This is a genomic window from Candidatus Limnocylindrales bacterium, from assembly GCA_035571835.1.
Taxonomy (GTDB): Bacteria; Desulfobacterota; Binatia; order UBA1149; family CAITLU01; genus DATNBU01.
Genome location: DATNBU010000005.1, coordinates 1 through 25,576 on the forward strand (window position 1 = coordinate 1; position 25,576 = coordinate 25,576).

Consider the following 25,576-nt stretch of genomic DNA (forward strand, 5'->3'; position numbering starts at 1 on the left):
GAATGGGGGACAACATGAAAACGAGAGACAAGACGATGACGACACTGAAGTCCTTTCCGATCCTGATCGCGCTTGCCGCATTGTCGGCCTGCTCGACCATGAACAGCGGACACAGCGCTGCGCCGGCCGCCGGCCAGCAGACGTTCGCTACTCCGGAGGAAGCCGTTCGCGCCGTCGGTGCGATGGCCGGCGGCGGAGACGAAAAACGCACTGAGGAAATCTTCGGCCCGGGCTCCAACGATCTGGTTCGCTCCGGCGACGAGGTGGCCGATCACGACCGCGCGCTCGAGGTCAAGGCGATGATCGACAGGAAGGTCGCGTTCGAAGACCTCGACACGAACATGAAGGTCGCACTTCTCGGAGACGATGCCTGGCCGTTTCCGATCCCGCTCGTCAAGGGCCGGAGCGGCTGGTACTTCGACACCGAAGCCGGACGCGAGGAAGTCGAGAACAGGCGCGTCGGTCGCAACGAGCTCGAGACGCTGGCGACTCTGCACGCGGTCGTCGATGCGCAGCGCGAATACGGCGCGAGCCACGGCGGCGCTTACGCGCAGCGCGTGATCAGCAGCAAGGGCAAGCACGACGGCCTGTACTGGCCGGTTGCGGCGGGAAAGCCGTCGAGCCCGCTTGGTCCGCTCGTGGCCGAGGCCGCGGCCGAAGGGTACAAGGCCGGCAACGAACCGCAGCCGTACCACGGCTACTACTTCAAAATGCTGACCGCGCAGGGAGCGAACGCACCCGAGGGTGCAAAGAGCTACCTCGATGCGAAGGGCGCGATGACGAAGGGATTCGCAATGGTCGCGTGGCCGGCGAACTACGGAAACTCCGGCAAGATGACGTTCCTCGTCAGCGACCGGGGCATCGTGTTCCAGAAGGATCTCGGTGAGAACACCGAGTCTGTAGCGAGCGCGATCACGACCTACGATCCGGACGACAGCTGGGACCCGACGGGCGATTGATCGTGACGATTCGAACGAGCTTCCTTCGCGTTGCCGCTGCGGCTTCGCTTGCAGCGGTCGCGGGGGTTGCAGGGTGCAGCCCCGCGGGCACACGCACGATGGAATCCGGCAAGACGGCGGCCGCACCGGCCGCCGTCGAGTCCGGCTTCCTTTCCGATTATGCGAAGCTTGCTCCGAGCGAGCAGTTCCCGGATCTGCGTTTTTACCGTGACGAGTCGCACAGGACCGGTTACCGCCGCATCCTGTTCCGTCCCGTCGAGGTATGGCGCGGCGCCGACAAGCTGCTCACCGACGTTCCGGAGGAAGACCTCCAGTTCCTCGCCGACTCGTTCTACCAGGCAGTCCGTGGCCGGCTCGCCGGATCGTTCGAGATCGTCGACGCGCCCGGCAAGGGCGTTCTCGAAATCCAGCTTGCGCTTACGCTGGTGACGGATCCGAGCTCGAGCGTCGACTTCTATTCGACCGCGATTCCCGCAAAGGACGTCACGCCGCGAAGCGGTGCGCTGTCGCCCGCAACCCGCGCCTTCGTGCGCGCTTGCGCGCTGGAAGCGGAAATGTCGGAGCAGGACGGCTCAAAGCCGCAGGGAAAGAAGCACCGTGCTCCCCGCACCGTTCGCGCGGCGATCTACGACGTGCGTCGCGGCGACCAGTCGCCGAAGGGAAACGTTGCGACGTGGGAAGATGTGCGCGGCGTGTTCGACCGATGGGCCGGTGTGCTCGACGAGCGTCTGACGGCCCTGCGTGATGGCACGTTCAAGCCGCGCCTGACGACGAAAGCTCAGCGACAGTAAACGTCGGCCCTGCCGACACAGCGATACACGCGATCGCGACCACTGCCGCGCGCATCCCAGTCACAAAGGCCGCGCGAGCTGCCGGACGGCACCTTCGGATGGCCGCCCGCCATCTCGCACAGGTTCATGCTGTCTTCCTGCGCGAGCCAGATCGCGTCTTCGCAGCAGTCGCGCTTGTTGTCGTGGTTCCAGCCGGTATCGCCCCAGCCCTTGTGCGAGTCGGCCATTGCCGGCGCCGCCGTCAGGACCGTTGCGAGAACGAAAAATGCCGTGGAACGAAAAGCTCTCATCGCACGGCGACGCTACCACGCGTCCGTCCGCGACGCGAAGCGCCGATGACGAAACGCGAGGCGCGATCTATTCCGGAAGAGTCTCGTCGGATCCTCCGAAGCTCTTCGGGAAATCCTTGAACTTCGGCAACCCGTCGCGCACGTTCATGACCTTCTCGCCGTAGTTGACGTGCAGCGTGGGCTCATAATGGAGCCCGTGCACGTTGCCCGCCGGCACGTCGGTCATGCCGAGCTGCGGATGCCGGATCAGCACCGGCGCGCCGCAACTCGTGCAGAAGTGGCGGTGGCTGGCTTCGGTCTTCTTGTAGACGCCGAGCTTGTCGGCGCCTTTTACGACGTTGACCTTCGGAGTCGGCCACAGCGTGGCGGCGTGGATCGGCGCACCGAGCCATCCCCGGCACGAATCGCAGTGACAGTACGCCTGCACGGCCGGATCGCCTTCGATCGCAATTTCCACCGCGCCACACGCGCAGCCGCTTTTGTAACTCGAGTTCGCCATCGGTTTCCTCCGTTTCGATTCCTTGCCCGTCAGGCAGGGTCCGAACCATTACGGTTTCTCGCGAACCAAGCCAGTGCCGCCGTGAAATGCCGGCGCAGGCCTGTTCGCACCCGCCGCGTGCGGACTGCCGTCGTTGCCGTCTACTCGTAATTGCCGAACACGCGCACCCGCACGCGATACGCCGACTCCGGCCGGTACAGGGTCACACGGTACCTTATCCACGGTCCGTTCGGATTGACGTTGATCTCACCCGTGCGCAGGCGCGCACTCCCGATCACGTTTCCGGCGTCGTCGATGGTCGCGACCGTCACATGATCGACGATCTCGTCGAGCGCGATCGTGTCGGGCGGGATCGAGTACGAAAAGCGGAATCGCACCTCGACCGTACGACCGTCGTCGCCGTTGATCGCGACCGCGAACGCCTCGGCTCCGCCGCCTTCGAGGGGCTCGACGTCGTAGCGCATCTCTCCATTCTCGGCCGGCATCGCGATGGAAAGGCTCGCCTGGAGAGGCGGACCCGCCGCCGCGGCGACGACAGGGCAGGCGAGAACCATAGCCAGCAGCAGACCGATTGTTCTCATGATCGTAGCTCCTTGCTCGCCTCCAGCATTCGCAGGCCCGATGCATCGGCGCAAGATCGTGCCGCTGCCGATTCGCCCGGTTGAGGATCGCCGGTTTCGCGGCATGCACTCGTATCCCTTGCCACGACCGTCGATCCGGCGTCATCTGTCGCGCCGAGATGAATAAACCCCCGCCAGCGCGATCCTCGTCCGACCCGTCACGCGAGATCGTCATCGTCGACATCGACGGGACGATCGCCGACGTGCGTCACCGTCTGCACCACATCAACGGCCCGAAGAAGAAAAACTGGAAAGCGTTCTTTGAAGCGATGGATCGCGACACGCCGATCGCGCCCGTCATCGAGCGCGTTCGCGAGCTCGCGAAGACCAGCGAGATCGTCATTATCACCGGACGTCCCGAGAGCTATGAAGCGCGCACGCTGGCGTGGCTCGCCCGGCACGACGTGCCGTTCTCACGCCTGCTCATGCGGCGCTCGGGCGACCATCGCCAGGATTTCGTCGCGAAAGAGGACCTTCTGCACGAGCTGCCGGCCGGTCGCGTCACGCTGGCCATCGACGATCGCGCTCCGGTCTGCGACATGTACCGTCGTCACGGCATCGAGGTCATCGAGGTCGCGAGCGACGTCGAAAACCAGAACGTCAACGAAGTTTACCGTAAGCACCCCGACTGAGACGCGCGTGCGTCCGTCAGGCGCACTGTGTACATGCCCGTCGCGGCTCGACGGCTGGTACCGTCGCGCCCGGAGGAGACCACCGGCAATGAAACGAACCCTTATGACGGTCCTGCTCGCGCTCGCGGTCGTACCGAATGCCCGGGCCGCGGGTTACGGCGCCTACTTCGAGTACGCGAACGTGTTCGACGGCAAGTTCACCAACGGATGCGACGGCTGCGATTTCAACGGCGACAGCGACATCGACTACGAAGAAGACCACTACGGCGTCGGTTTTACGTTCGATACGGCGGTCGCGATGGACAAGCTGTTCAACTACCGGCTGAGCGTCGGCTACGAGCATGTCTCCGCGGACTACAAAGTGAAGATCGACGGGGCCAAATTCTCGAGCGACGAAGACGGGGACGGGATCGCGGTCGACAGCGCGTTCGGATTCGGCCTGGTCCGCAACAGCCGCATGCGCCTGTGGATCGGACCGGCCGTTCGGCTCAGCACGGACTTCTTCACTCCATCGGGCTACAGCGACTACTTCGATTTCGCGATCGGGGCAGGCCCGGAAATCGGCCTGAATTTCCACGTGAACGACCGCATTTCGCTCGGGATGACGGCCGGGTATCAGATTCTCTACAGCCTCAGCGTGACTGACGACAACAGCAGCTACTGCGACGGCCACGGCCATTGTTACGACTATGATTACGACAGCATCGACGGCTACGAGCAGATGGCTTTCATCAAGCTCGTCATGCTGTTTCGTACCGCCGACGATATCTTCTGAGGGATATCGTCCCGGAATCGGGGACAGACGCCAGTTTCCCGAAAATCGGTGTCTGTCCCCGATTTCGCATCTCGCGTTGACAGCGGGAGTCCGGTTCCTACCTTGAGTACCGTAAGGCGAGTGCGCCACCGGGCTTCCAGGGAGGCCCGAAGCGAGGTGCCAGATGAACACTGCAAAAATGAACTACAATCAGCCTGACATGTTCCACGACGAGGCCGCACATCGACTGGAATGGCGGGTTGGGGTGCCGTTCGCAATCGCCGCGATGATCCTGGCGTTGTACGGGCTCTTCTACCACGCGTTCTGATCGAGCGCGCAAAAAACAACCTGACCGAGTGCGCGCATCGAGCAATCGATGCGCGCTTTTTATTTGGCAGCTGGCGACAGACGCTGTTTCGCCGTGGCGGACCCGTCGCAGTTTCGCGGGTGCTATTTCCCGCCCGTCGCGTGCCATTCGAGTGCGCCGAGCGGATTGGAAAAATCGTCCGTCCACGCACGCTCGAGATGCTCGCTGACCGGCTTCCATTCCGGCGGAAGCGCGCGTCCCTCGTCGGGGCGTGCCAGGATCATCCACGTTGAAGCGCTTTTTCCTTCGCGCTCGTCCTGGTCGCGAAGCTTGAGGTCCTCGAACGCGTAACCGTCGAACCCGGACGGCTCACCGACGCTCTCCAGCACCGGCTGCAGCCGGAAGAAGCGGTTCGAGATGTGGAACAGCATCACGCCGCTCGGCGTCAGGTGTTCCGCGTACGTCGCGATCGCCTCTTTGGTGATCAGGTGAAGCGGGATCGCATCCGAGCTGAACGCGTCGACGATGATGATGTCGTAGCGCTTGTCTCCGCGCTCGGTGATCGAAAGGCGCGCGTCGCCGAGGATGATGTCCTTGCGCGCCGCCGGCGAGTTGGTCACGAACGTGAACAGGCGCGGGTCGCTGGCCACGCGCGCCATCGTCGGGCTGAGCTCGAACAGATCCCACTCGTCGACCGGCCGCGCATAACAGGTGAGCGCGCCCGAACCGAGACCGATCAGCGCAACGTGCATCGGCGGCGAAGTCGCCGCCGCGGCCGTGAGGTATCGACCCGCCGGACCCGCCGGATGATAGTAGGAAACCGGATGGCAGCCGGACATTCCGCTGACCCGCTGCATGCCGTGAACGGTCGAGCCGTGCACGACCCGGTGGAACTCACCGGTCTCGTCGATCGTCACCCGCACCCGTCCGAAAAAACTTCGCTCGGCGAAGATCGAGTGCCCGAACGGCGACGGCAGCAGAACCGACGTTGCAATCAGCGCCGCGAGCCGCGTCGCATAGACGGTCCCGCGTTCGTTGCCGGCGAGCGTGTAGAAGGCCGCCGGCAGATACGGCAGCGCCGGTCCGAAGACGCTGTCGGGAGAGATCCGCGTCGCCAGCGGCGTGCCGACCAGCACGAGCGCAGCCGGAACGACGACGTCGAGCACGCGGCTGAGCGCCGACCGTGCGCCCGGGCTTCCCGGCACCATCACGATCGATGCGAGCACGAGCGCAACCGGATACTCGACGAGCCCGTCGGTCAGAAGCGGCGGAACGAGCAGCGTGACGAGGCCGCCGACGGCGCCGCCGACCGAAATGGCCAGATAATACTGCGGCAGCAGCGCCGGCGGCGGCTGCAGCGCCGTAACCCGCACGTGGCAGAACAGGCAGCAGTAGAAGAACACGATCAGGTGCAGCGGAATCAGGAAGATCGCCGGGGAGTTGGCCTCGGCGCACAGCGTGACGACGACCGCAATCAGTGCGAGCGACGACAGGCGCGCCAGCAGGTTCGGCAGCGGATAGAGCGGCCGCCCGAACGCCACGATGAACGTTGCAAGATAGATCGCGAGCGGAATCGTCCAGAAGAACGGAATCGATGCGATGTCGGTCAGGATGTAGCTGGTGACGCTCAGCAGCAGGCTGGCCGGGACCGCGGTAAGGCCGATGATCTTCGCCCACTCGACGCCGCCGGAAGTCAGGTCGACGTCGGTTGCGAGCGCAGCCGGCGCGGGCTGCTCGCGGCGAAGCACGCCGCCGAACGCGACGATTGCAGCGGCCACCACGACCAGCAGCGCGAGAAACACCGTTCGCTGCGCGCCGAGCGAAAGCTCGGGCTCGAACAGCAGCGGATAGGCGAATAGCCCGAACATGCTTCCGGCGTTGCTCGCAGCATAGAGGCGGTACGGGTGCGCAGCCGTCGGATGCGACGAGCGTGCGAACCAGCTCTGCACGAGCGTCGTCAGTGCCGCGAGCGCGACGAACGGCAGCAGCGCGTTGGCGACAAGCCACCCGACCAGCAGCCTGAGCGGTGCGTCGGTTACGTGCGGGAGATGGACGACCGAGCCCGGATACGCGACGAACAGCGTCGCGAGCACCGCAAGCTGGACCGCGATCTGCGCGGTAAGGCTCGCAAGCCGCGTCACCGCGAGTGCGTAGAGGTAGCCGACGAGCAGCGCCACCTGGAAGAACACCATGCACGTGTTCCACAGCAGCGGCGTCCCGCCGAACGACGGCAGCAGGATCTTCCCGACGTACGGCTCGAACGCGAAAAGAAGCAGCGACCCGAGGAATGTCGCCGTCACCGCCAGCCACAGCGCGAGGCGACCCTTTGTATTCGTCGCCGCGTCCACGGCCGGCGCGGCCAGGCTCACGTGCCGTGCACTTCCTCGAGATAGGTGTAGCCGTTGAGGCCTTCCTCGTAGAACTTCAGGAAGCGGCCGGCTTCGAGATGGTCGAGGCGACCCGCACGCACGGCCTTGTCAACGGCCACCTGCAGGCGGTGCACGAGCTGCTCCTTCGGGAACTGCACGTAGCCGAGCACTTCGCTGACGGTGTCGCCCTTGATGATGCTGCCGATGACGACTTCGCCTTCCTCGGTCAGGTCGACGTGGACCGTATTGGTGTCGCCGAACAGGTTGTGCAGGTCACCGAGGATTTCCTGATACGCGCCGATCAGGAACGCGCCGAGGTAGTACGGCGAGCCGTCGAAGGTATGGAAGCGCAGCGTGCGCCGCACGTCGCGCCGGTCGATGAAGTGGTCGATCTTGCCGTCGGAGTCGCACGTGACGTCGCCGATCACCGCGTGATGGGTCGGCATCTCGTTCAGCCGGTGGATCGGCATCACCGGGAACAGCTGCTTGATCGCCCAGCTGTCGGGCATCGATTGGAACAGCGAGAAATTGCAGAAGTACGTGTCCGACAGCATGAGGTCGAGGCCTTCGAGCTCCTCCGGCACGAACTCGAGCTGCTCGGTCAGCTTGCGGATCTTGCGCAGCGTCGCGAAGAACAGGTTTTCGATCAGGCAGCGCTGGTCGAGCGGAAGATAGCCGGTCGCGAACTGGTTCATCGCGATGTCGAGAGCCTGCTGCGCGTCGTGGTAGCTCTCGAGCAGGTTGCGCGGCATCAGGCCCTGGTAGGTCTGCAGCAGGTCGTGAAGCGGCTGCTCGGCGTCTTCCGGCACGGCAAGCGGAATCTCCGCGCTGCCGCCCTGGTCGGCGACTCCGAGGCAGCCGAAGATCAGCGCCGAATGGTAGGCCGTAAGCGCGCGTCCGCTTTCCGAGATGATGTTCGGGTGCGGCACGCCGACTTCGTCGCAGACGTTCTGGATGTGGTAGACGACGTCGTTCGCGTACTCCTCGAGCGTGTAGTTCATGCTCGATTCGAAATTGGTCTGCGAGCCGTCGTAGTCCACTCCGAGCCCGCCGCCGACGTTCATGTATTCGAGGCCCGCGCCGCGCTGGTAGAGCTCGGTGTAGATGCGCGCCGCCTCGATCAGCGCGGCCTTCACGTGCCGGATGTTCGTGATCTGGCTTCCGAGGTGGAAGTGCAGCAGCTTGAAGCAGTCGCCCATGCCGCGGCTCTTGAGCTCCTCGAACGCCGCAAGGATCTCGCTGACCGTAAGGCCGAACTTCGAACGGTGGCCGCCCGACGACTGCCAGCGTCCGGACCCGCGCGCGGCAAGCTTGACGCGCATGCCGATCTGCGGGCGCACGCCGAGCCGCTCGGCGCTCTTCAGGATCAGGTCGAGCTCGGTGTACTTTTCGACGACCGGGATCACGTTGCGCCCGATCTTGAGCGCGAGCATCGCCATCTCGATGAACTCGCCGTCCTTGAAGCCGTTGCAGATGATCGGTGCATTGGCTTCGGTCATCGCGACGACGCAGAGCATTTCGGGCTTGCTGCCGGCTTCGAGGCCGAACCCGTACTCCTTTCCGATCTGCACGATCTGCTCGACCACGTGGCGCTGCTGGTTGACCTTGATCGGATAGACGCACTGGTAGGTGCCGTTGTACTTGTGATCCGAGATCGCGCGCGCGAACACGTCGTGGATTTCCCGCACGCGATCCCGAAGGATTCCGTTGAAGCGCACGAGCAGCGGAAGATCGAGGCCGCGCAGCTGCATCGAGTCGACGAGCTGCTTGAGATCGACGAAGCGGTTCGGATCCTTCTGGGGATGGCAGAGCAGGTGTCCCGCGGCCGACACCGAGAAGTAGCCTTTGCCCCAGCCCTTGACCTCGTACAGTTCCGCGGCGTCCTGGGTCGACCAGCGCCGGGTCGCATCGTTCTGCATCATGGCGCGCACCTTAAGCGATGCGCCCGTCGTGTCGAGCGACGCGAGCCCGTCGATGGAGCGAAGCGAAATCGGGGACAGACACTGATTTGTCGAAATCAGTGTCCGTCCCCGATTTCCCGCGAGCGTTGCGGGCGGGTGCGGGCTACAACGTGAGGCCGCCCGCGGGCGCCACTTCGTATGTTCCGGGATCTCGAGCTTCGCCTGCTGCCTTCGCTCGCCACGCAGCCGGACGCCCTTCGCGACGCGGCAGCCCGGGCCGCCGGCGTCTCGCCGTCGCGCGTCCGGGGCGTGACCGCCCTGCGCCGTTCGCTCGATGCCCGTCCGCGATCTCCCGTCTATCAACTCCGCGTCCGCGTCTGGATCGATGAGGAGCCGCGCGCGCCGGAGCTCCTCGAGCTCGCTCTTCGCGACGTGCGCTCGGCGCCGCCCGTCGTCGTCGTCGGGGCAGGCCCGGCGGGACTGTTTGCCGCGCTCCGCCTGATCGAGGGCGGGCTGCGCCCGATCGTGCTCGAGAGGGGCAAGGACGTACGCGGCCGGCGCATCGACGTCGCACGGCTGAGCCGCGACGGGATCGTCAACCCGGAAAGCAATTACTGCTACGGCGAAGGCGGCGCCGGGACGTTTTCCGACGGCAAGCTCTACACGCGCTCGACCAAGCGCGGCGACGTCGAGCGCATCCTCCAGATCCTCGTCCGGCACGGCGCGCCGGCCGACATCCTCGTCGATGCGCATCCGCACATCGGCACCAACCGGCTGCCGCGCGTCGTCGATGCGATCCGCCGGACCATCGTCGAATGCGGCGGCGAGGTTCGTTTCGGCGCGCGCGTCGACGGGCTCGTGCGGGAAGCCGGCGCGGTGCGCGGCGTCGTGCTCGCGGACGGGGAGCGCGTTGTCGCGGGCTCCGTCATCCTCGCCACCGGCCATTCGGCGCGCGACGTGTACGCGATGCTCGACGAGAGCGGCATCCGGCTCGAACCGAAAGCGTTCGCGTTCGGAGTCCGCGTCGAGCATCCGCAGGCCCTCGTCGACTCGATCCAGTATCGCTGCGAGCGGCGTCCGGCCGAGCTTCCGCCGGCGTCGTACTCGCTGCTCCGGCGCGTCGACGGGCGCGGCGTGTACTCGTTCTGCATGTGCCCGGGCGGCGTCATCTGCCCGGCAACGACTTCGCAGGACGAGGTCGTCGTCAACGGCTGGTCGCCGTCGAGGCGCAACTCGCGCTGGGCAAACTCCGGTATCGTCGTCGAGACGACGATCGAAGACGCGCGCCGGCTTTGCGGCGACGGGGTGCTTGCGGGCGCGCGGCTGCAGGCGTCGATCGAGCAGCGTGCGGCCGAAGCCGGCGGAGGGCTCGCGGTCGCACCGGCGCAGCGCCTGATGGACTTCGTCGACGCGCGCGCGAGCACGGATCTTCCATCGTGCTCGTACCCGCCGGGAATCCGCGCGGCCGAGCTCGGCGACGTGCTGCCCGGCTTTGCCGCGCACGCGCTTCGTGACGGCCTGCGGCTGTTCGGCGAACGCATGCGCGGCTTCCTGACCAACGACGCGGTCGTCGTCGGCGTCGAGACGAGGACGTCGGCGCCGGCGCGAATACCACGCGACGCCTCGACCGGAATGCATCCGGAAGTCCGCGGCCTGTTTCCATGCGGCGAAGGGGCCGGAGCCGCCGGCGGCATAGTGTCGGCGGCGATGGATGGCGAACGCGCAGCGGCGGCCGTTCTCGGCGTGCCATATGCGCGCGGAGCGGAGGCCGTCAGCGCTCGTAAAGCATGATGCGGACCTCGTCGGCGTACTTCGACGACACCTTCGAATGCGTGGCTTCGAGCAGCGCCTGGATGCGGATCGCGCGCACGATGTCTTCGCGCGACAGGACGAGCCAGACGCGATCGGCCGCGGAAGCTTCGGCTTTGTCGAACTCGTTCGAGAACAGCAGCTCGCCGTGCTGGAGCCGTGCCGGCTGCGGCGCGCCGGACCTCTTCAGATAGTATTCGAGTGCGAACGCGCTCCACGAGCTGTCGTACAGGATCGCATCGCCCGGCCGCGCGTCCTGGGCAACGAGGTTCGCCGGAGTCGTCCAGTCTTCCTCGTGTGGCCCCTCGGCAAACCCGCTGGCGACTTTCAGCTGGGAAGTGAGAATGACTCCGACCAGAACCCAGGCAACCGGTGCCAGCGTTCGGTTCTGGCGGACGCTCGCGACGGCCGCGCCCGCAGCGAGCGTCCACGCCGGGATCGACATCACCAGATAGCGGTTGAGCAGGACCGGACCCCACAGCGAGATCGTGGCAAGCGCCGCGAGCGGCCCGAGACCCCACAGGATGAAAAGCGTCGCGCCCCAGCGCGCGACCGGATCGCGTTCGCGCAAGATACGAACGACGAGAATTGCCAGCACGGCTACGTAAACGTACGGAACTCCCGAGCCGCCTCCCGCGAGGTATCCCGTCTGCCAGATCAGGTACTGGCTCGTCACCGGCGGAATCCAGCTGATCACCTTGTGCGACGCGGTGCCGAGCGTGTAGAGGATCGGCGCCGTCAGCGCGGTGATCGCGGCAATCCCGATCAGCAGGTTTTTTTTCGCAAACAGCGCGCGCGGGCCGAGCGCAGCCAGCGAAAGGATCTGGAATGCGATGGTGAACAGCGCGAACGAATGCGAGTACATCGCAAGGCCGCTCGCGACGACCCACCACGCGATATCGCGGCGACGACCGCTGTCGAGAGCCTTCGCCAGAAAGAGCGCCGCAAGGCACGAGCACATCATCGCGAGCGAGTAGCCGCGCGCTTCCTGCGCATAGCGGATCGAAAACCAGTGAATCGAAAGCAGTGCGCCCGCGACGAGTCCGGCGGCCATACCGAAAAGGCGCCGCCCGAGAAGACAGGTGAGGAGGATTGCGACGATCGAACAGATCGCCGAGAAGCCGCGAACCGTCGAGATGTCGTCGCCGAGCAGGTGCCATGGCCGCAGCGCCAGGTAGTAGAAAACCTGGTTGTTCAGTACCGGATTGTCGAGATGGCGCAGCAGATCGACGATCGGGACCTGCACCATCCCGAGCGTCTGGCCTTCGTCGAACCAGACTGATCTCAGCCCGATCCCGCTGAAGCGCACGTACGCGCCGGCGGCGAGGATCAACAGGACGAGAGCGCCGAAAATGCGCGATCTCGCGGACTTGGCACCGGTCATTGGGGAAACATCTGCGACCGCTGAGCCCGAGTCGAGTCGGTCCGGCGGGAGTGTGCAGCGGCGGCCGGAAAAATAAATATACCGGCAGTATACTCTTGCATTGGCGTATACCGGCGACTAGGGTCCGCCGCCGTGAGCGTCGCCGCTTCCCCGACTCCGATCGCGTCCGGCCGCCGCGAGCGCCGCAAGCTCGAGGTGCGCCGGCGGATGATCGATGCCGCGCAGGCCCTCTTCGAAGAGCGCGGCGTCCACGCGACCACCGTCGTCGAGATCTGCGAGCGAGCCGACGTCGCGCACAAGACGTTCTTCAATCACTTCCCGGCCAAGCAGGACCTCGTCCGCGCAATGGCGCGCGAGGCGATCGAGTTCCTCCTCGACGACATCGCGACTGCGCACGCAAGCGGCCGCTCGACGGCGGGACGTCTCGACGCGTTTTTCGAGAGCGTCGCGACGCGCGCATCGGCGGCGGGCCCGATGCACCGCGAGCTGATGACCGAGATCATCCATGCCGCACAGGGCGCCGACGAGCCCACCGACGCGCGACGGCTGCATGCGGCGTTCGGTGCGATCGTTGCCGACGGCGTTCGCGCCGGAGAAGTCACGCGCAAGCATCCGAGCGAGACGCTGACCGAGACGATTCTCGGGATGTATTACGCGCTGATGTTCAACTGGGCGAACCTCGAACATTATCCGATCGCAGCCAGGGCGCGGGCCGCATCGAAGTTCCTCGCGGATGCGCTGGCGCCGCAGGGCTCGGAGGCGAGCCGTCCGAGCGAAGCGGCGGGCACGGGGCACGCAGCGCGCCCGCGACCGATTCGAAAGAACGTGCCACGCAAGGAGACTCTTCATGGCAAGGCGTGACAAGGAAAATTCGATCCTGCCGATCCCGAACGGCTGGTTCGCCGTCGAGTGGACCAAGGAGCTCATCGCGGGCCAGGTCAAGAGCATCCACTACTTCGGGGAAGACCTGGTGCTTTTCCGCGGGCGCTCCGGCGAGGCGCACGTGCTCGATCCGTACTGCCCGCACCTCGGCGCGCATCTCGGCGAAGGCGGCCGCGTGCTCGGAGACGGCCTGCGCTGCCCGTTCCACGGCTGGACGTACGACGGCTCGACCGGCCAGTGCACGTCGATTCCGTACTGCGAGCGGATTCCGGCCAAAGCCGCGGTACGTGCGTGGCCGACGTGCGAAAAGAACGGAATGATCTTTGTCTGGCATCACAGCGAGGGCCAGGCGCCGACGTGGGAAGTGCCGCTGCTTGCCGAGATCGGTCACGCGGACTGGTCCGAGCCGCGCACGTTCGAGCTCGAAGTGCCGGTGCACGTGCAGGACATGCACGAGAACAACAACGATCCGGTTCATTTCCAGTTCGTGCACGGAAACCTCGAGCCGCTGCCGTCGGAAATCTCGTACGCCGCAGACGGGCGTGCCTATCGCATCTCGAGCCGGCAGATCCGCGACACACCGTACGGGCGCTTCGAGACGACGCTGATCCGCGATTCGTGGGGCATCGGACTGTCGGCGGTCAGCACCGAAGGCATTCCGAACGCGGGGCTTCTGATGTTCTCGTCGACCAGCCCGGTCGACCACGATCGCACGTTCTCGCGCTGGCTGCTGACCGCGACCAACAACATGGTCGACCTTGCCGGCGAGGACTTCATGAACGGGCTGACGACCGGCGTGATGCAGGACCTGCGCATCTGGTCGAACAAGGTCCATCGCGCGCGGCCGGTCTTGTGCGAGGCCGACACGTATCTCGCCGAGTTCCGGCAGTGGGTGAAGCAGTTCTACAGCCAGCCCGTGCAGACGCAGTAGGCTTATCGGAGTTCCACGCGGAGACATGGAGCACGGAGATATCGAGCACGGAGATATGGAAATGGATCGCTTCCTCGTCATTTCGTCGGATTGTCACGCCGGGCTGCCGCCCGATCAGTACCGCAACTATCTCGATCCGCAGTACCGCGAGTTGTTCGACGTCGCGCTGCCTCTGCAGATCGCAGAAATGGAAAAGATGTCGAAGATGTTCCTGATCGACGACATCAACCGCAAGTGGCGCGACGAAGTCGGCGACGCCCTGACCGGCGCGTGGGATCACGACGAGCGCCTGCGCGTGATGGACGCGGACGGCATCGCCGGCGAAATCATCTTCCCCGACGGAATCACCGAGATGAACACGCCGCCGTTCGGCGCGGGCCTGTCGCTGCCGGTCGAGGACCGCATCGTGCCCGAGCTGCAGTGGGCCGGCGCGCGCGCACACAACCGCTGGCTGGCCGAGCTCGTATCGATGGCGCCGGCGCGCCGTCTCGGCGTCGCGCTGGTTCCCGCACTGTGGGACGTCGACGAGGCGGTCAAGGAAGTCGAGTGGGCGCGGAAGAACGGGCTCGGCGGCGTGCTGCTGCCGTGCATGTGGCGGCATCTCGATCCGTACCACCATCCCAAATACGAGCCGCTGTGGTCGGCGTGCGTGGCGAACGACGTCGCGGTGCATTTTCATTCGGGCCCCGCGCCGATGGAGGACGCGTTCGGCCCGATCGCCAATCCGGACGGCGTCGTGCGGCCGGGCGCGATGGGCATCTACGTTTCCGAGGTGGTGTGGTGGGCCGTGCGCCCGCTCACGTTCCTGATCTGGGGCGGCGTGCTCGAGCGGCATCCGAAGCTCCGCATCGCGATCACCGAGAGCACCACGATCTGGGCGCCGGAGTATCTCGCGCTGCTCGACCAGCGCTATTCGGAAACGCACTATTCGGCGAAGCTCGGCGACTACCGAAGTCATCTCAAGAGCAAGCCGAGCGAGTACTTCGCGCGCCAGGTTGCGCTCGGCGCGTCGTGCATGTCACGCCGCGAAGCCGAGCTGCGCTACGCGATCGGGCTTTCGAACATCATGTGGGGCAGCGATTATCCGCATCCCGAAGGCACGTGGCCGGTGACGATGCCGCAGGTGCATGAAACGTTCGACGGCCTTCCCGAGAACGAAGTCGCCGCCATGCTCGGCCTCAACGCCGCGCGCTTCTACGGCTTCGACGTCGACGCGCTAGCCCCGATCGCCGCGCGCATAGGTCCTGCAACCGCGAGTTTTAAATAAAGGGGACAGGTACATTTAAAATTCCACTGCAATTCCGCGGCGCGAAAAATAGCGTGCCCGAAATACCACACGTTTTTTAAATGTACCTGTCCCCATTTTTCCAAGGAGAACAACGATGGGGAAGCTGCGTTACGTCAAGACCTCCGATCAGATTGCAAAGGCACGGCAGAACAATGCGGAGTTCCTCGAGAGCACCGTGCGCTCGCTGCGTTTCGTCTACCGGACCGATCCCGAGGTGGCTGCGGCGCTCGTGCCGCAGCCGCTCGAGGTCGATCCGGCGTCGCACGTATGCGTGACGTTCTCGCACGTCGCGATCCACCTGTCTCCGGACTTCACGTTCGAGATCGGCTCGGCGATTTTCGGCGTCAAGGCATCCTACGAGGGCGTCGCCGGCATCTACCTGGTGACGATGCCGATGACGACCGAGCAGGCCGTCGTCCCCGGCCGCGAAACCTTCGGCGAGCCGAAGAAGATCGCTGCGATCGAGTTCAAGAAGGACGGCCAGAACGTGATGAGCGAAGTCACGCGCATGGGGATGACGTACCTCGAGGGAAAGGGAACGATCGGTGCTGCGCTCGGGGCCCGTGAATTCGTCGAGTACGGTTACTGCTACAAGGCGTTTCCGGCGTGCGAGAAGAGCCGCGCGTTCGACGGCGATCCGCTTCTGGTGCGGCTCGAGTGGCGCCACAAGCACACCGGAGCGTGGAAGCTCGACGGCGCTGCCCTCAATCTGTACGACTCGCCGTTCGATCCCGTGGCCGACGTGCCCGTGCGCGAGATCGTCTCGGCGGAATACGAAGAAGGCAGCGCAGAGAGCAACGGCCGCGTGCTGCGCAGCATTCCCGGCCAGTGGCTGGAGCCGTTCCTGCACCAGCGTTACGACGATACGTCCGGCGACGGCCTCGAGCTGTGAGGCGCGGCGATGAAGGACTTCCGCGGAAAGACCGCAGTCATCACGGGATCGGCGAGCGGAATCGGCAACGCGCTCGCCCATTCGCTGGCGCGCGAGGGCGCGCGCGTGGTGCTGGCCGATATCGAACAGGGCGCGCTCGATGCGGCCGTCACTGCGCTGCGTGAAACCGGCGCAGACGCGATCGGTGTGCGCACCGACGTGTCATCGTTCGAGTCGGTGCAGGCGCTCGAGAAGGCGGCGGTCTCCGCGTTCGGCAACGTACACATCCTCGTCAGCAACGCGGGCGTCGGTGCGCACGAGGACGTTCCGGTCTGGGAGCTGCCGCTCAACGACTGGCGATGGTGCATGGCCGTCAACGTCTGGGGCGTGATCCACGGCATCAAGGCATTCCTGCCGGGCATGCTCGCGCACGGCGAGGAAGGCCACGTCGTGAACACGTCATCCGGAAACGGCGGCCTGATCCTCGTGCCGACGACGCCGATCTATTCCGCCACCAAGGCCGCCGTCAGCGCGATCACCGAGAGCCTGCATCTCCAGCTCGCGATGCAGGGCGCAAAGATCCGCGCGCACGTCCTCTATCCCGGTCCTCACATCGTCGCGTCCAACATCTTCACGGCGGCGCGAAACCGGCCCGAGGAATTCCGGCGCGAGACCGAGCAGATCGCGCCGCCGATCACGCTCGAAAGCCTCGGTCAGATTTTCGATGCGATGGGCCGCAAGCTCGAGACGACGTCACCCGCCGAGGTGGCCGAGCACGCAATGGACGGGCTGCGGGCCGACCGCTTCTACATCCTGCCGTGGACCAGCGACGGGAAGACGAGGTTTCGCGAACGCGTCGAGGGCATTCTCGATTGCCGCAATCCCGAGCCGCGGTTCTTCTGACCGAACCGCTCGCGCGGTTCTTCTGAGCGAACGATCGGCTCGGTGTTGATGCTGCGGCATCCGCTCGCTATCCCGCTTGCATGGGCGAGGACGTTTCGCGGCCGGTTGCGTGGCGCGCCGGCATCGCCGGTGCGGCGATTGCGGCTGCCGTCCTGCTGGCCGCGGTTGCGACAGCGTCCACAAACCTGAACGACGCCTCTTCCGACAAAATCGAAGCCTCCACGATCGTTCCTGACCCGGTGCGCAGGGTCGGCGAAGTGCGGCTGCTGGCGCGCGGCGACGCCGTGGTCGTGCAGACGCTGCTTTCGACGAAAGTGCTGTCGAGAGTGCTGGCGGAGATCGCGAAAAAGGAAGAGCACAACTGGCCGACCGCGCAAAAACTTGCAGACTCCGACGCGGCGCCGGTTGCGTCCGGCACGACCGAGTATCTGGCCGCGCTCGATGCCGCGCGCCAACGCCTCGAAGCGAGCGCGTCCGATTCCGATTCGCCGGAGCGCCGCCGCCGCGTGCTGATCGAATTTGCAGCGAGCGCGAACGACCAGGCCGTGTTCGTCGGCACGTTCCAGGCTGCGGGCGACGTCGGGCATCTCGACCTGAAAAGCCGCGAGATCTTCTCCACACTGGCGCTGCCGCGCGCGTATATTCTTCGCGAGATCCGCCTGATCCTGGCCGATTCGTTCGACGTGGCGGAAGACCAGGTGGACCGTCTCGGTCCGCTCGGCCCCGCGGCCTCCGGTGCCGCCACGGGCAGCAGCGCGAGCACGTCGCCGGCGACAATTGCGCCTGCGCCTTCGAACAATGCGAAGCCTGCAACGTCGACTGGCAGCGAGCCCGCAACTCCTGCTGTGAAAGAACACGCTCCCGATTCCATGGGGTCGCCGCCGACCCCGAAGCCGCGCCAGCATTGACCAGCGAACGACTTCGCCGCCTGCGCGCGCCGTGCCTCGCGATCACCCTCGCGATCAGTGCGTGGCTCGGCCTTCATGCCGCACGCATCGGAGTCGAGCACGACAACTCGTCCTTGCGCTCGACCGATCCCGCCGACCGCCGCAGCTACGAAGACTTCAAGGCCACGTTCGGCAGCGACGAAGACATTCTCGTCGCCATTGCGCACCCGCAGCTGCTGGACGCGCGCGGACTCGGCCTGATTGCCGACGTCACTTCGCGGATCCAGGCGATGGACGGCGTCCGCAAGGCGTGGAGCCTCGTCAACGTCGAAGAGATCGCCAGCGGAGAAACCGGCGCCGAGCCGCACCAGCTGCTGGCTCCGCCGTGGGATTCGCCGGACATCCGCGAGCGCACGCTCGCGGCGCTCGAGCGCAATCCCGATTTCACGGGCTGGCTCGTGTCGGCCGATCGAAAGACTGCGGGCATCGTCGTCGAGATCGAGGACCGCCCTGACGACAGCGAGTACCGGGCCCGTCTGGTCGCAAGCATCCGCGCGCTGTCGCCGGATATCGCAGCGGCCGGCGGCGAGATGCATGTGACCGGCGTGCCGGTGCAGAAGATCGACGTTTCCGAATACGTCGATCGCGATCAGGCCGTGCTGCTGCCGGCAGCGGTCATCGTGCTCGGGCTGACGCTCGCGCTGTTCTTCCGCCACATCTCCGGCGTCGTCGTCCCGCTCGCAGTTGCCGGCATCACGGTGGTGTGGACAGTCGGTGCATACGCGGCCAGCGGTCATTCGCTCAACGCGATCACTGCGCTGCTGCCGCCGGTGCTGCTCGTCATCGCGCTTGCGACGACCGTGCACGTTTACGATGCGTGGCTGGCAGGGCACTCGCCGGCCGGTGCACATCCGGACGGGCACGGGGGCGACGGGCACGATCGGGATGGTCATGATCCGGACGGGCGCGATGACGCTGGCGGCGAGGATCGCGCCGCGCTTGCCGTGCGCGCCGTCTTCGTGCCCGCGCTGCTGTGCGCGGTGACCACTGCACAAGGCTTCCTGTCGCTTCTGATCGGCGGAAACCTGCCGGCTGTGCACGAGTTCGGCATCTTCGCCGCATTCGGCAGCGTGGTCGCGTTCCTCGTCGCAATGACCGTCGTGCCGGTCGCGCTTGCGGGCATCAAGCCGCCCGCGCATCGCGCGTCGGATGCGCACGGATGGACGTTCCGGCTTCTCGGCGCGACCTCCGGCCTCGCGACGCGCAGGCCGGTCGCCGTGCTCGCGACGTTCACCGCGGTCACGCTTCTTCTTTCGGCGGGCATTCCGCTGATCCGTACCAATACCGATCTCGTCGGCTTCCTTCGAAAAGACGCTCCGCTGCGCGTCGATACGACGTGGATCGACGAGCACCTGGCCGGAACGATGCCTCTGGACTTCGTGATCCGCCGAACCGACGGAAAGCCCGTGCTCACGCTCGACGGCGCGCGCCGCCTCGAAGAGCTCGAGCGTTCGATTACCGCGCGCGAACACGTGGCGAGCGTGACCAGCGTCCTCGCGCTGGTGCGTCAGGTCCATCGTGCCGAGTCGGACGACCATCGTCTGGCGCTTCCCGCGGACGCCGAAACCCTGCAGGCCGAGATCGATCTGCTCGACGAAAGCGGGCATTCGCTGGTGCGGCGCTTTGCCGCACCGGAGATGACGTCGCTGCGCATGACGGCGCGCCTGCACGCCGTCGGAAGCGCCGTCTCCGGGCCGCTCGTCGCGGCAATCCGGAAGGATGCGGCGCGTATCCTCGGACCCGGCATCGAGCTGCAGCCGGTCGGATCGCTCTGGGAGGTCGTTCGCGATTCCGAAACGCTCGTCGATCAGCAGGTGACGAGCTTTGGCAGCGCGATCCTGCTCGTGGTCGCCGCAATCGGCCTTCTGCTGCGATCGTTCACGTTCACGATCGTCGCGATGATCCCGAACGTGATGCCGATCCTGTGGACCGGCGGGCTCATGGGCTACTCGGGCATCGAGCTGAGCACCGGCACCGCGATGATTGCGTCGGCCGTGCTCGGCCTCGTCGTCGACGACACGATCCATTACCTCTCGTACTACCGGCGCGTCTACCGCGGCGATGCCATTGCGGCGATACGCACGACCAGCCGTGCCATTGGCGCCCCGGTCACGGTGGCATCGACGAGCCTCGTGCTCGGCTTCTGGGTGGGCGCGCTCGGCAGCTTCCTTCCGACGATTTATTTCTCGCTGCTGACGGGCCTGACGATGATCACCGGCGTCGTCTGCGATCTTCTGGTGCTGCCGGCAAGCCTGGTGCTGCTCGACCGGATCGGGCGCCGCCGCCGCGATCCGGGCACGGCGTGAAACCGTGTACCTGTCCGGAGTTTCCCATAGACTGCCCGCGCTTTGGAGATCGCAGGTCGCATGACAGCAGCCTCGGCTGATGAGAGGGCCGCTGCTCCGGGAGCAGCAGCCGGCGAAACCGCGTCGCCGCGCGTAGCCATCGTCGGAGCCGGAGCCTCCGGCCTCTGCATGGCCATCGCGCTCAAGAAAGCCGGCATCGACACGTTCACGATCTTCGAAAAATCCGGCGGCGTGGGCGGCACGTGGCGCGACAACACGTATCCGGGCTCCGGCTGTGACGTGCCGTCGCACCTCTACTCGTTTTCGTTCGCGCCCAATCCGGACTGGACGCACGCGTTCTCGCTGCAGCCGGAAATCCTCGAATACTTCGAAGACTGCGCGCGCCGCTTCGACCTCCTCCGGCACTGTCGTTTCCGCACCGAGCTCGAATCCGCGACCTTCGACGAGGCCGCCGGCGTATGGAGGCTGCTGACCAAAGACGGCGCGGAGATCGCGTGCGATGTGCTCATCAGCGGCGTCGGACAGCTCAACCGCCCGATGTATCCGAAGATCGACGGGCTCGAGTCGTTCCGCGGAAAGACGTTTCACTCTGCGCGATGGAACCACGGGTACGATCTTGCCGGCAAACGCGTCGCCGTCATCGGCAACGGCGCAAGCGCGCTGCAGTTCATTCCGAAGATCGCCCCGGTGGTCGGCAGGCTTTCGATCTTCCAGCGCAGCAACAACTGGATCGTTCCGCGCGGCGACCGGCCGTACACCGAACGCGAGAAGCGCTGGTTCCGGCAGTCGACCGCGCTTCGCCTGCTGCACCGCGGCCTGATCTACCTCCTGCTCGAGAAGAACTTCTTTGCGTTCCGGCCCGGAACCCTGATGGCAAAGATCATGGAGCAGCGCGCGCGGGCGCAGCTCGCGGCGCAGGTTGCCGATCCCGTGCTTCGCGAGCGCCTGACGCCGGACTATCCGATCGGCTGCAAGCGCATCCTGATCGGCGACGACTATTACCCGGCCCTGGTGCGCGACAACGTCGAGGTCGTCACCGATCCGATCGTCCGCGTGAAGCCGGAGTCGATCGTGACGGCCGGCGGACGCGAGCATCCGGTCGATGCGATCATCTACGGGACCGGCTTCGAGACCACGTCGTTTCTTGCGCCGATGCGCGTCGTCGGGCGCGGCGGACACCGGCTCGAAGAGGTCTGGAAGGAGGGCGCCGAGGCGTATCTCGGCGTCGCGGTGTCCGGCTTTCCGAATTTCTTCATGCTGTACGGGCCGAACACCAATCTCGGCCACAACTCGATCATCTTCATGATCGAGTGCCAGGTTCGCTACGTCGTTTCGCTGATTGCCGCGATGAAGCGGATGCGCGCGCGCTGGCTCGACGTCAGGCCGGCCGCGATGGCGCGCTTCAACGAGGGCCTGCAGAAGCGGCTCGGCAAGTCGGTCTGGGCGACGGGCTGTACGAGCTGGTACAAGACCGAAGGCGGCAAGATCACCAACAACTGGTCCGACTTCACGGTGCGCTACTGGTGGACCATGCGCCGGCCGAAACTCTCCGCGTTCGAAGCAGCGAACGCATCCGGCACATCCGCCAAAGGCGCAACTTCATGAATCGGATCCTCTCGGCTCTCTTCTTCGCTGTCCTTGCCCTGTCGCCTTCGCTTGCATGCGCGTCCGAATCGGCCGGCCTCGACGGCTCGACGCTGCCGTTGCCGTGGGCACTGCCGTTCGTCGGCATGCTGCTGTCGATCGCGATCCTGCCGCTGGCCGCGCCGCACCTGTGGCATCACCATTTCGGCAAAATCTCGGCCGCATGGAGCGCGCTCGTGCTGCTGCCGGCAGCAGCGCTCCACGGCGTGGACAGGGCAGTCCACGTGCTCGCGCACACGATGGTCCTCGAATACGTGCCGTTCCTCATCCTGATCGCGACGCTCTTCACGGTGGCCGGCGGCGTGCTGGTGCGCGGCAACCTGCACGGCGATCCCAAAACGAATGCGGCACTGCTTGCGATCGGCACGGTGCTCGCGAGCGTGATGGGGACGACCGGAGCAGCGATGCTGCTCGTGCGTCCGGTCGTACGCGCCAACGACGGACGCCGCCACAACGCGCACGTTCTCATCTTCTTCATCTTCCTGGTCGCCAATATCGGCGGCTCGTTGACTCCTCTCGGAGATCCGCCGCTTTTTCTCGGGTTTCTCAAGGGCGTCGATTTCTTCTGGCCGACCGTGCATCTGTTCGCACCGGCGACAACGGCGGCCGTCATCGTGCTCGTCGTCTTCGTCATCATCGATTCGGTGCTTTACAGCCGCGATCATCAGTTTCGTGCGGTCTACGATCCGACGCCCGACAGCCCCATTGCGGTCGACGGGCGTGTCAATTTCGTCCTGCTCGCCGGTGTCGTGGCTGCGGTGCTCTTGAGCGGCCTCTGGCACCCGGCAGTGTCGTGGGAGGTCGGCGGAGTCGAAATCGAGCTGCAGAACGTCGTGCGCGACATCGCACTGATCGTCATTGCGGTCCTGTCGCTTCGCCTGACGCCGCACGGTCTTCGCGAGGAAAACGCGTTCTCGTGGGGCCCGATCCAGGAAGTGGCCATCCTGTTTGCCGGAATCTTCATCACGATGATCCCATCTCTCGCGATCCTTCGAGCCGGAATGCACGGCTCGCTCGCGCCGGTGGTCGGGCTCGTGACCGGCGCCGGCGGCGAGCCGATCGATGCAGCATACTTCTGGCTTTCCGGAGGGCTGTCGAGCTTCCTCGACAACGCGCCAACCTATCTCGTGTTCTTCAACATCGCGGGCGGCGATCCGCAGCATCTGATGGGGCCCGCTGCCCGGACGCTGATGGCGATTTCGGCGGGCTCCGTGTTCATGGGTGCGAACTCGTACATCGGCAACGCGCCCAACTTCATGGTCAAGTCGATCGCCGAGGAGCGCGGCATCGCGATGCCGAGTTTCTTCGGCTACATGGCGTGGTCGGTGGGCGTTCTGATCCCGACGTTTCTGCTCGTGACGTGGGTGTTCTTCGAATAGACCCCCGGCGCTCCAGTGCGCGGAGGTCCGGGCTTTGCATAGGCTTTCCACGCAGTCGCCATTTGCCGCGACCTGTGGAATCACAGGCCCCATGAAGATGCCCGAGACGGCGAAAGCGCCGAACACGCCTCAGTTCGCCTACCAGGAACTTTTTCCGCACGCCGAGGACCAGACCGAGTACCGCCTGCTCACGAACGAGTTCGTCTCGACGGCCACGTTCGACGGCAAGGAGGTCGTAAAGGTCGATCCGCAGGCGCTCACGTACCTTACGCACCAGGCGTTTCGCGACTGCTCGTTCCTGCTGCGCGAGAAGCATCTGCGGCAGGTCGCCGCGATCCTCGACGATCCCGAGGCTTCCGACAACGACCGCTACGTTGCGCTGACGATGCTGCGCAACGCCGAGGTCTCGGCCGAAGGAATTCTTCCGTTCTGCCAGGACACCGGAACGGCGACGGTCATCGGAAAGAAAGGGCAGGCGGTCTGGACCGGTGCCGACGACGCCGAGTTCGTCGCCAGAGGCGTGTTCGAGACCTACACGCAGGAGAACCTTCGCTACTCGCAGAACGCGCCGCTCGACATGTTCCGCGAGGTCAACACCGGATCGAACCTGCCTGCGCAGATCGACCTCTATGCGACCGGCGGCGATGCGTACGAGTTCCTGTTCATCGCCAAGGGCGGCGGATCGGCGAACAAGTCGTTCCTGTTCCAGGAAACCAGGGCGCTGTTGTCGCCCGAAGGTCTCGAGAAATTCTTCGCCGAAAAGATCCGCGCGCTCGGCACGGCGGCGTGTCCTCCGTATCACCTCGTCTTCGTGATCGGCGGGACGTCGGCCGAAGCGTGCCTGAAGACCGTCAAGCTCGCGTCCGCCAAAGCGCTCGACGATCTGCCGACCACCGGCAACGAGCTCGGCCGCGCGTTTCGCGACGTCGAGACCGAAAAGAAGGTTCTCGAGATTGCGCAGGCTTCGGGGATCGGCGCGCAGTTCGGCGGCAAGTACTTCGCGCTCGACACGCGCGTGATCCGGCTTCCGCGCCACGGGGCATCGTTGCCGGTCGGCATCGGTGTTTCGTGCTCGGCCGATCGCAACATCAAGGGACGGATCGACAGGAACGGCGTCTGGCTCGAGAAGCTCGAGACCGATCCGGGAAAGTTCATTCCCGACAGTCAGCGGGTTCTCAAGCCGGCGGGCACCGTCGCGATCGATCTCAACCGCCCGATGAAGGAGATCCTGGCCGAGCTGTCGAAGCATCCGGTCACGACGCGCCTTGCGCTGACCGGAACGCTGATCGTGGCGCGCGACATCGCGCACGCTCGTCTCAAGGAGCGACTGGATGCGGGACAGCCGCTTCCCGAGTACTTCAAGAATCACCCGGTCTACTACGCAGGCCCGGCCAAGACGCCGAAGGGGCTGCCATCGGGCAGCTTCGGGCCGACGACGGCCGGCCGCATGGATTCGTACGTGGACCTTTTCCAGTCGCACGGCGGATCGCTCGTCATGCTCGCCAAGGGGAACCGCAGCCCGGTCGTCACCGAAGCGTGCCGCAAGCACGGAGGTTTCTACCTGGGTTCGATCGGCGGGCCGGCCGCGATCCTGGCCAAGGAGAATATCCGCAAGGTCGAGGTCGTCGACTTTGCCGACCTCGGCATGGAGGCGGTCTGGAAGATCGAAGTCGAAAACTTCCCGGCGTTCATCCTGATCGACGACAAGGGCAACGACTTCTTCCGGGCGGGCCCGGCGTCGCAGCCGCCAAAAACCTGAGCAATCGGGCGGCGGCATGGTAACCCGCGAGGTGTGCGAACGTCTGGTAGTGCGATGAACAGACTTTCGAGCAACCCATTTGAGACTGGCCGTCGCGTCGAGACCGGCTTTCGAGTAGCACCTGCCTCTGGCACTTGCCGTGACTTGCGCGCCGACACCCGCCGGGCGGAATCGCGGGCGACGCCACGCGCTCGCGCCGGCGTCCTGGCTTTTGGTGCGATGGCCGTATTTTTTCTGATCTCCGGATGCCGTTCCGAAGACGGGATCGCATCCGGCATTTCGACCGCGTCGGCGTCCGCGGACGCACACGCGACCGAGCCGACCGACAGGCAACCCACGCGATCGACGGAG

At 65.4% G+C, this 25,576-nt stretch carries 22 protein-coding genes; 16 read left to right on the top strand and 6 right to left on the bottom strand.

The features are described from left to right. Both VN634_01550 and VN634_01555 read left to right on the top strand, forming a co-directional pair. Window positions 1-959: DUF2950 domain-containing protein (locus VN634_01550; GenBank protein HXC49544.1), on the top strand; the 959-nt coding region annotated here is incomplete at its 5' end. Window positions 960-961: 2 nt separating this feature from the next. Next, the gene (locus VN634_01555; protein ID HXC49545.1) at window positions 962-1,750 is read left to right on the top strand and encodes a DUF3313 family protein; all 789 of its coding nucleotides are present in this window, start codon (window positions 962-964) and stop codon (window positions 1,748-1,750) included. Here the strand turns inward: VN634_01555 and VN634_01560 are convergent. The 3 genes from VN634_01560 to VN634_01570 all read right to left on the bottom strand — a co-directional run bounded on the left by VN634_01560 (window position 1,738) and on the right by VN634_01570 (window position 3,120). Further along, entirely contained in the window at window positions 1,738-2,040 is a 303-nt protein-coding gene (locus tag VN634_01560; protein HXC49546.1) for a hypothetical protein, read from the bottom strand. The two genes, VN634_01555 and VN634_01560, sit on opposite strands and share 13 nt — an antisense overlap. Before the next feature lie 67 nt (window positions 2,041-2,107). Then, window positions 2,108-2,539: a GFA family protein gene (locus VN634_01565; protein ID HXC49547.1), complete on the bottom strand. Its 432-nt coding sequence runs from the start codon at window positions 2,537-2,539 to the stop codon at window positions 2,108-2,110. Between the two features lie 140 nt (window positions 2,540-2,679). Further along, window positions 2,680-3,120, bottom strand: a complete 441-nt coding sequence (locus VN634_01570; protein HXC49548.1) for a hypothetical protein — start codon at window positions 3,118-3,120, stop codon at window positions 2,680-2,682. 158 nt (window positions 3,121-3,278) lie between these two features. On the opposite strand from VN634_01570, the gene VN634_01575 reads away from it, so the two are divergent. From VN634_01575 to VN634_01585, 3 genes are all read left to right on the top strand, one after another. Then, window positions 3,279-3,791, top strand: coding sequence for an NIF family HAD-type phosphatase (locus VN634_01575; GenBank protein ID HXC49549.1), 513 nt, complete (start codon window positions 3,279-3,281; stop codon window positions 3,789-3,791). Window positions 3,792-3,879: 88 nt separating this feature from the next. After that, window positions 3,880-4,566, top strand: coding sequence for a hypothetical protein (locus tag VN634_01580; protein ID HXC49550.1), 687 nt, complete (start codon window positions 3,880-3,882; stop codon window positions 4,564-4,566). Window positions 4,567-4,729: 163 nt separating this feature from the next. Further along, a complete protein-coding gene (locus tag VN634_01585; protein HXC49551.1) occupies window positions 4,730-4,873 on the top strand; it encodes a hypothetical protein in 144 nt (47 codons plus the stop codon). A 122-nt stretch (window positions 4,874-4,995) separates the two neighbouring features. On the opposite strand, the gene VN634_01590 is transcribed toward VN634_01585, so the two are convergent. Together VN634_01590 and speA are read right to left on the bottom strand one after the other, a co-directional pair. Next, complete coding sequence (locus VN634_01590) at window positions 4,996-7,221, bottom strand: fused MFS/spermidine synthase (GenBank protein HXC49552.1); 2,226 nt, start codon at window positions 7,219-7,221, stop codon at window positions 4,996-4,998. Beyond that, entirely contained in the window at window positions 7,218-9,143 is a 1,926-nt protein-coding gene (gene speA, locus VN634_01595; protein ID HXC49553.1) for a biosynthetic arginine decarboxylase, read from the bottom strand. Before speA ends, VN634_01590 begins: the two co-directional genes overlap by 4 nt. Before the next feature lie 177 nt (window positions 9,144-9,320). On the opposite strand from speA, the gene VN634_01600 reads away from it, so the two are divergent. Beyond that, window positions 9,321-10,913, top strand: coding sequence for an FAD-dependent oxidoreductase (locus VN634_01600; GenBank protein HXC49554.1), 1,593 nt, complete (start codon window positions 9,321-9,323; stop codon window positions 10,911-10,913). Here the strand turns inward: VN634_01600 and VN634_01605 are convergent. After that, window positions 10,894-12,315 carry a glycosyltransferase family 39 protein gene (locus tag VN634_01605; GenBank protein HXC49555.1) on the bottom strand — a complete coding sequence of 474 codons (1,422 nt, stop codon included), beginning with the start codon at window positions 12,313-12,315 and terminating at the stop codon, window positions 10,894-10,896. The two genes, VN634_01600 and VN634_01605, sit on opposite strands and share 20 nt — an antisense overlap. Before the next feature lie 132 nt (window positions 12,316-12,447). Between VN634_01605 and VN634_01610 the strand changes: the two genes are divergently transcribed. The 10 genes from VN634_01610 to VN634_01655 all read left to right on the top strand — a co-directional run bounded on the left by VN634_01610 (window position 12,448) and on the right by VN634_01655 (window position 25,225). Further along, window positions 12,448-13,176 carry a TetR/AcrR family transcriptional regulator gene (locus VN634_01610; protein ID HXC49556.1) on the top strand — a complete coding sequence of 243 codons (729 nt, stop codon included), beginning with the start codon at window positions 12,448-12,450 and terminating at the stop codon, window positions 13,174-13,176. Further along, on the top strand, window positions 13,163-14,128 hold the full coding sequence (locus tag VN634_01615) for a Rieske 2Fe-2S domain-containing protein (GenBank protein ID HXC49557.1): 966 nt from the start codon (window positions 13,163-13,165) through the stop codon (window positions 14,126-14,128). Before VN634_01610 ends, VN634_01615 begins: the two co-directional genes overlap by 14 nt. A 61-nt stretch (window positions 14,129-14,189) precedes the next feature. Further along, the gene (locus VN634_01620) at window positions 14,190-15,395 is read left to right on the top strand and encodes an amidohydrolase family protein (protein HXC49558.1); all 1,206 of its coding nucleotides are present in this window, start codon (window positions 14,190-14,192) and stop codon (window positions 15,393-15,395) included. 115 nt (window positions 15,396-15,510) lie between these two features. After that, on the top strand, window positions 15,511-16,308 hold the full coding sequence (locus VN634_01625) for an acetoacetate decarboxylase family protein (GenBank protein ID HXC49559.1): 798 nt from the start codon (window positions 15,511-15,513) through the stop codon (window positions 16,306-16,308). Window positions 16,309-16,317: 9 nt separating this feature from the next. After that, complete coding sequence (locus VN634_01630; GenBank protein HXC49560.1) at window positions 16,318-17,190, top strand: SDR family NAD(P)-dependent oxidoreductase; 873 nt, start codon at window positions 16,318-16,320, stop codon at window positions 17,188-17,190. A gap of 80 nt (window positions 17,191-17,270) precedes the next feature. After that, entirely contained in the window at window positions 17,271-18,098 is an 828-nt protein-coding gene (locus VN634_01635; protein ID HXC49561.1) for a hypothetical protein, read from the top strand. Then, a complete protein-coding gene (locus tag VN634_01640) occupies window positions 18,095-20,443 on the top strand; it encodes an MMPL family transporter (GenBank protein ID HXC49562.1) in 2,349 nt (782 codons plus the stop codon). Before VN634_01635 ends, VN634_01640 begins: the two co-directional genes overlap by 4 nt. 60 nt (window positions 20,444-20,503) lie before the next feature. Then, window positions 20,504-22,048, top strand: a complete 1,545-nt coding sequence (locus tag VN634_01645; protein ID HXC49563.1) for an NAD(P)/FAD-dependent oxidoreductase — start codon at window positions 20,504-20,506, stop codon at window positions 22,046-22,048. After that, window positions 22,045-23,466 carry a sodium:proton antiporter gene (locus VN634_01650; GenBank protein ID HXC49564.1) on the top strand — a complete coding sequence of 474 codons (1,422 nt, stop codon included), beginning with the start codon at window positions 22,045-22,047 and terminating at the stop codon, window positions 23,464-23,466. Before VN634_01645 ends, VN634_01650 begins: the two co-directional genes overlap by 4 nt. A 91-nt stretch (window positions 23,467-23,557) precedes the next feature. Continuing rightward, window positions 23,558-25,225 (top strand): fumarate hydratase, encoded by a 1,668-nt coding sequence (locus VN634_01655; protein HXC49565.1) that lies wholly within the window; start codon window positions 23,558-23,560, stop codon window positions 25,223-25,225. Window positions 25,226-25,576: the final 351 nt, after the last annotated feature.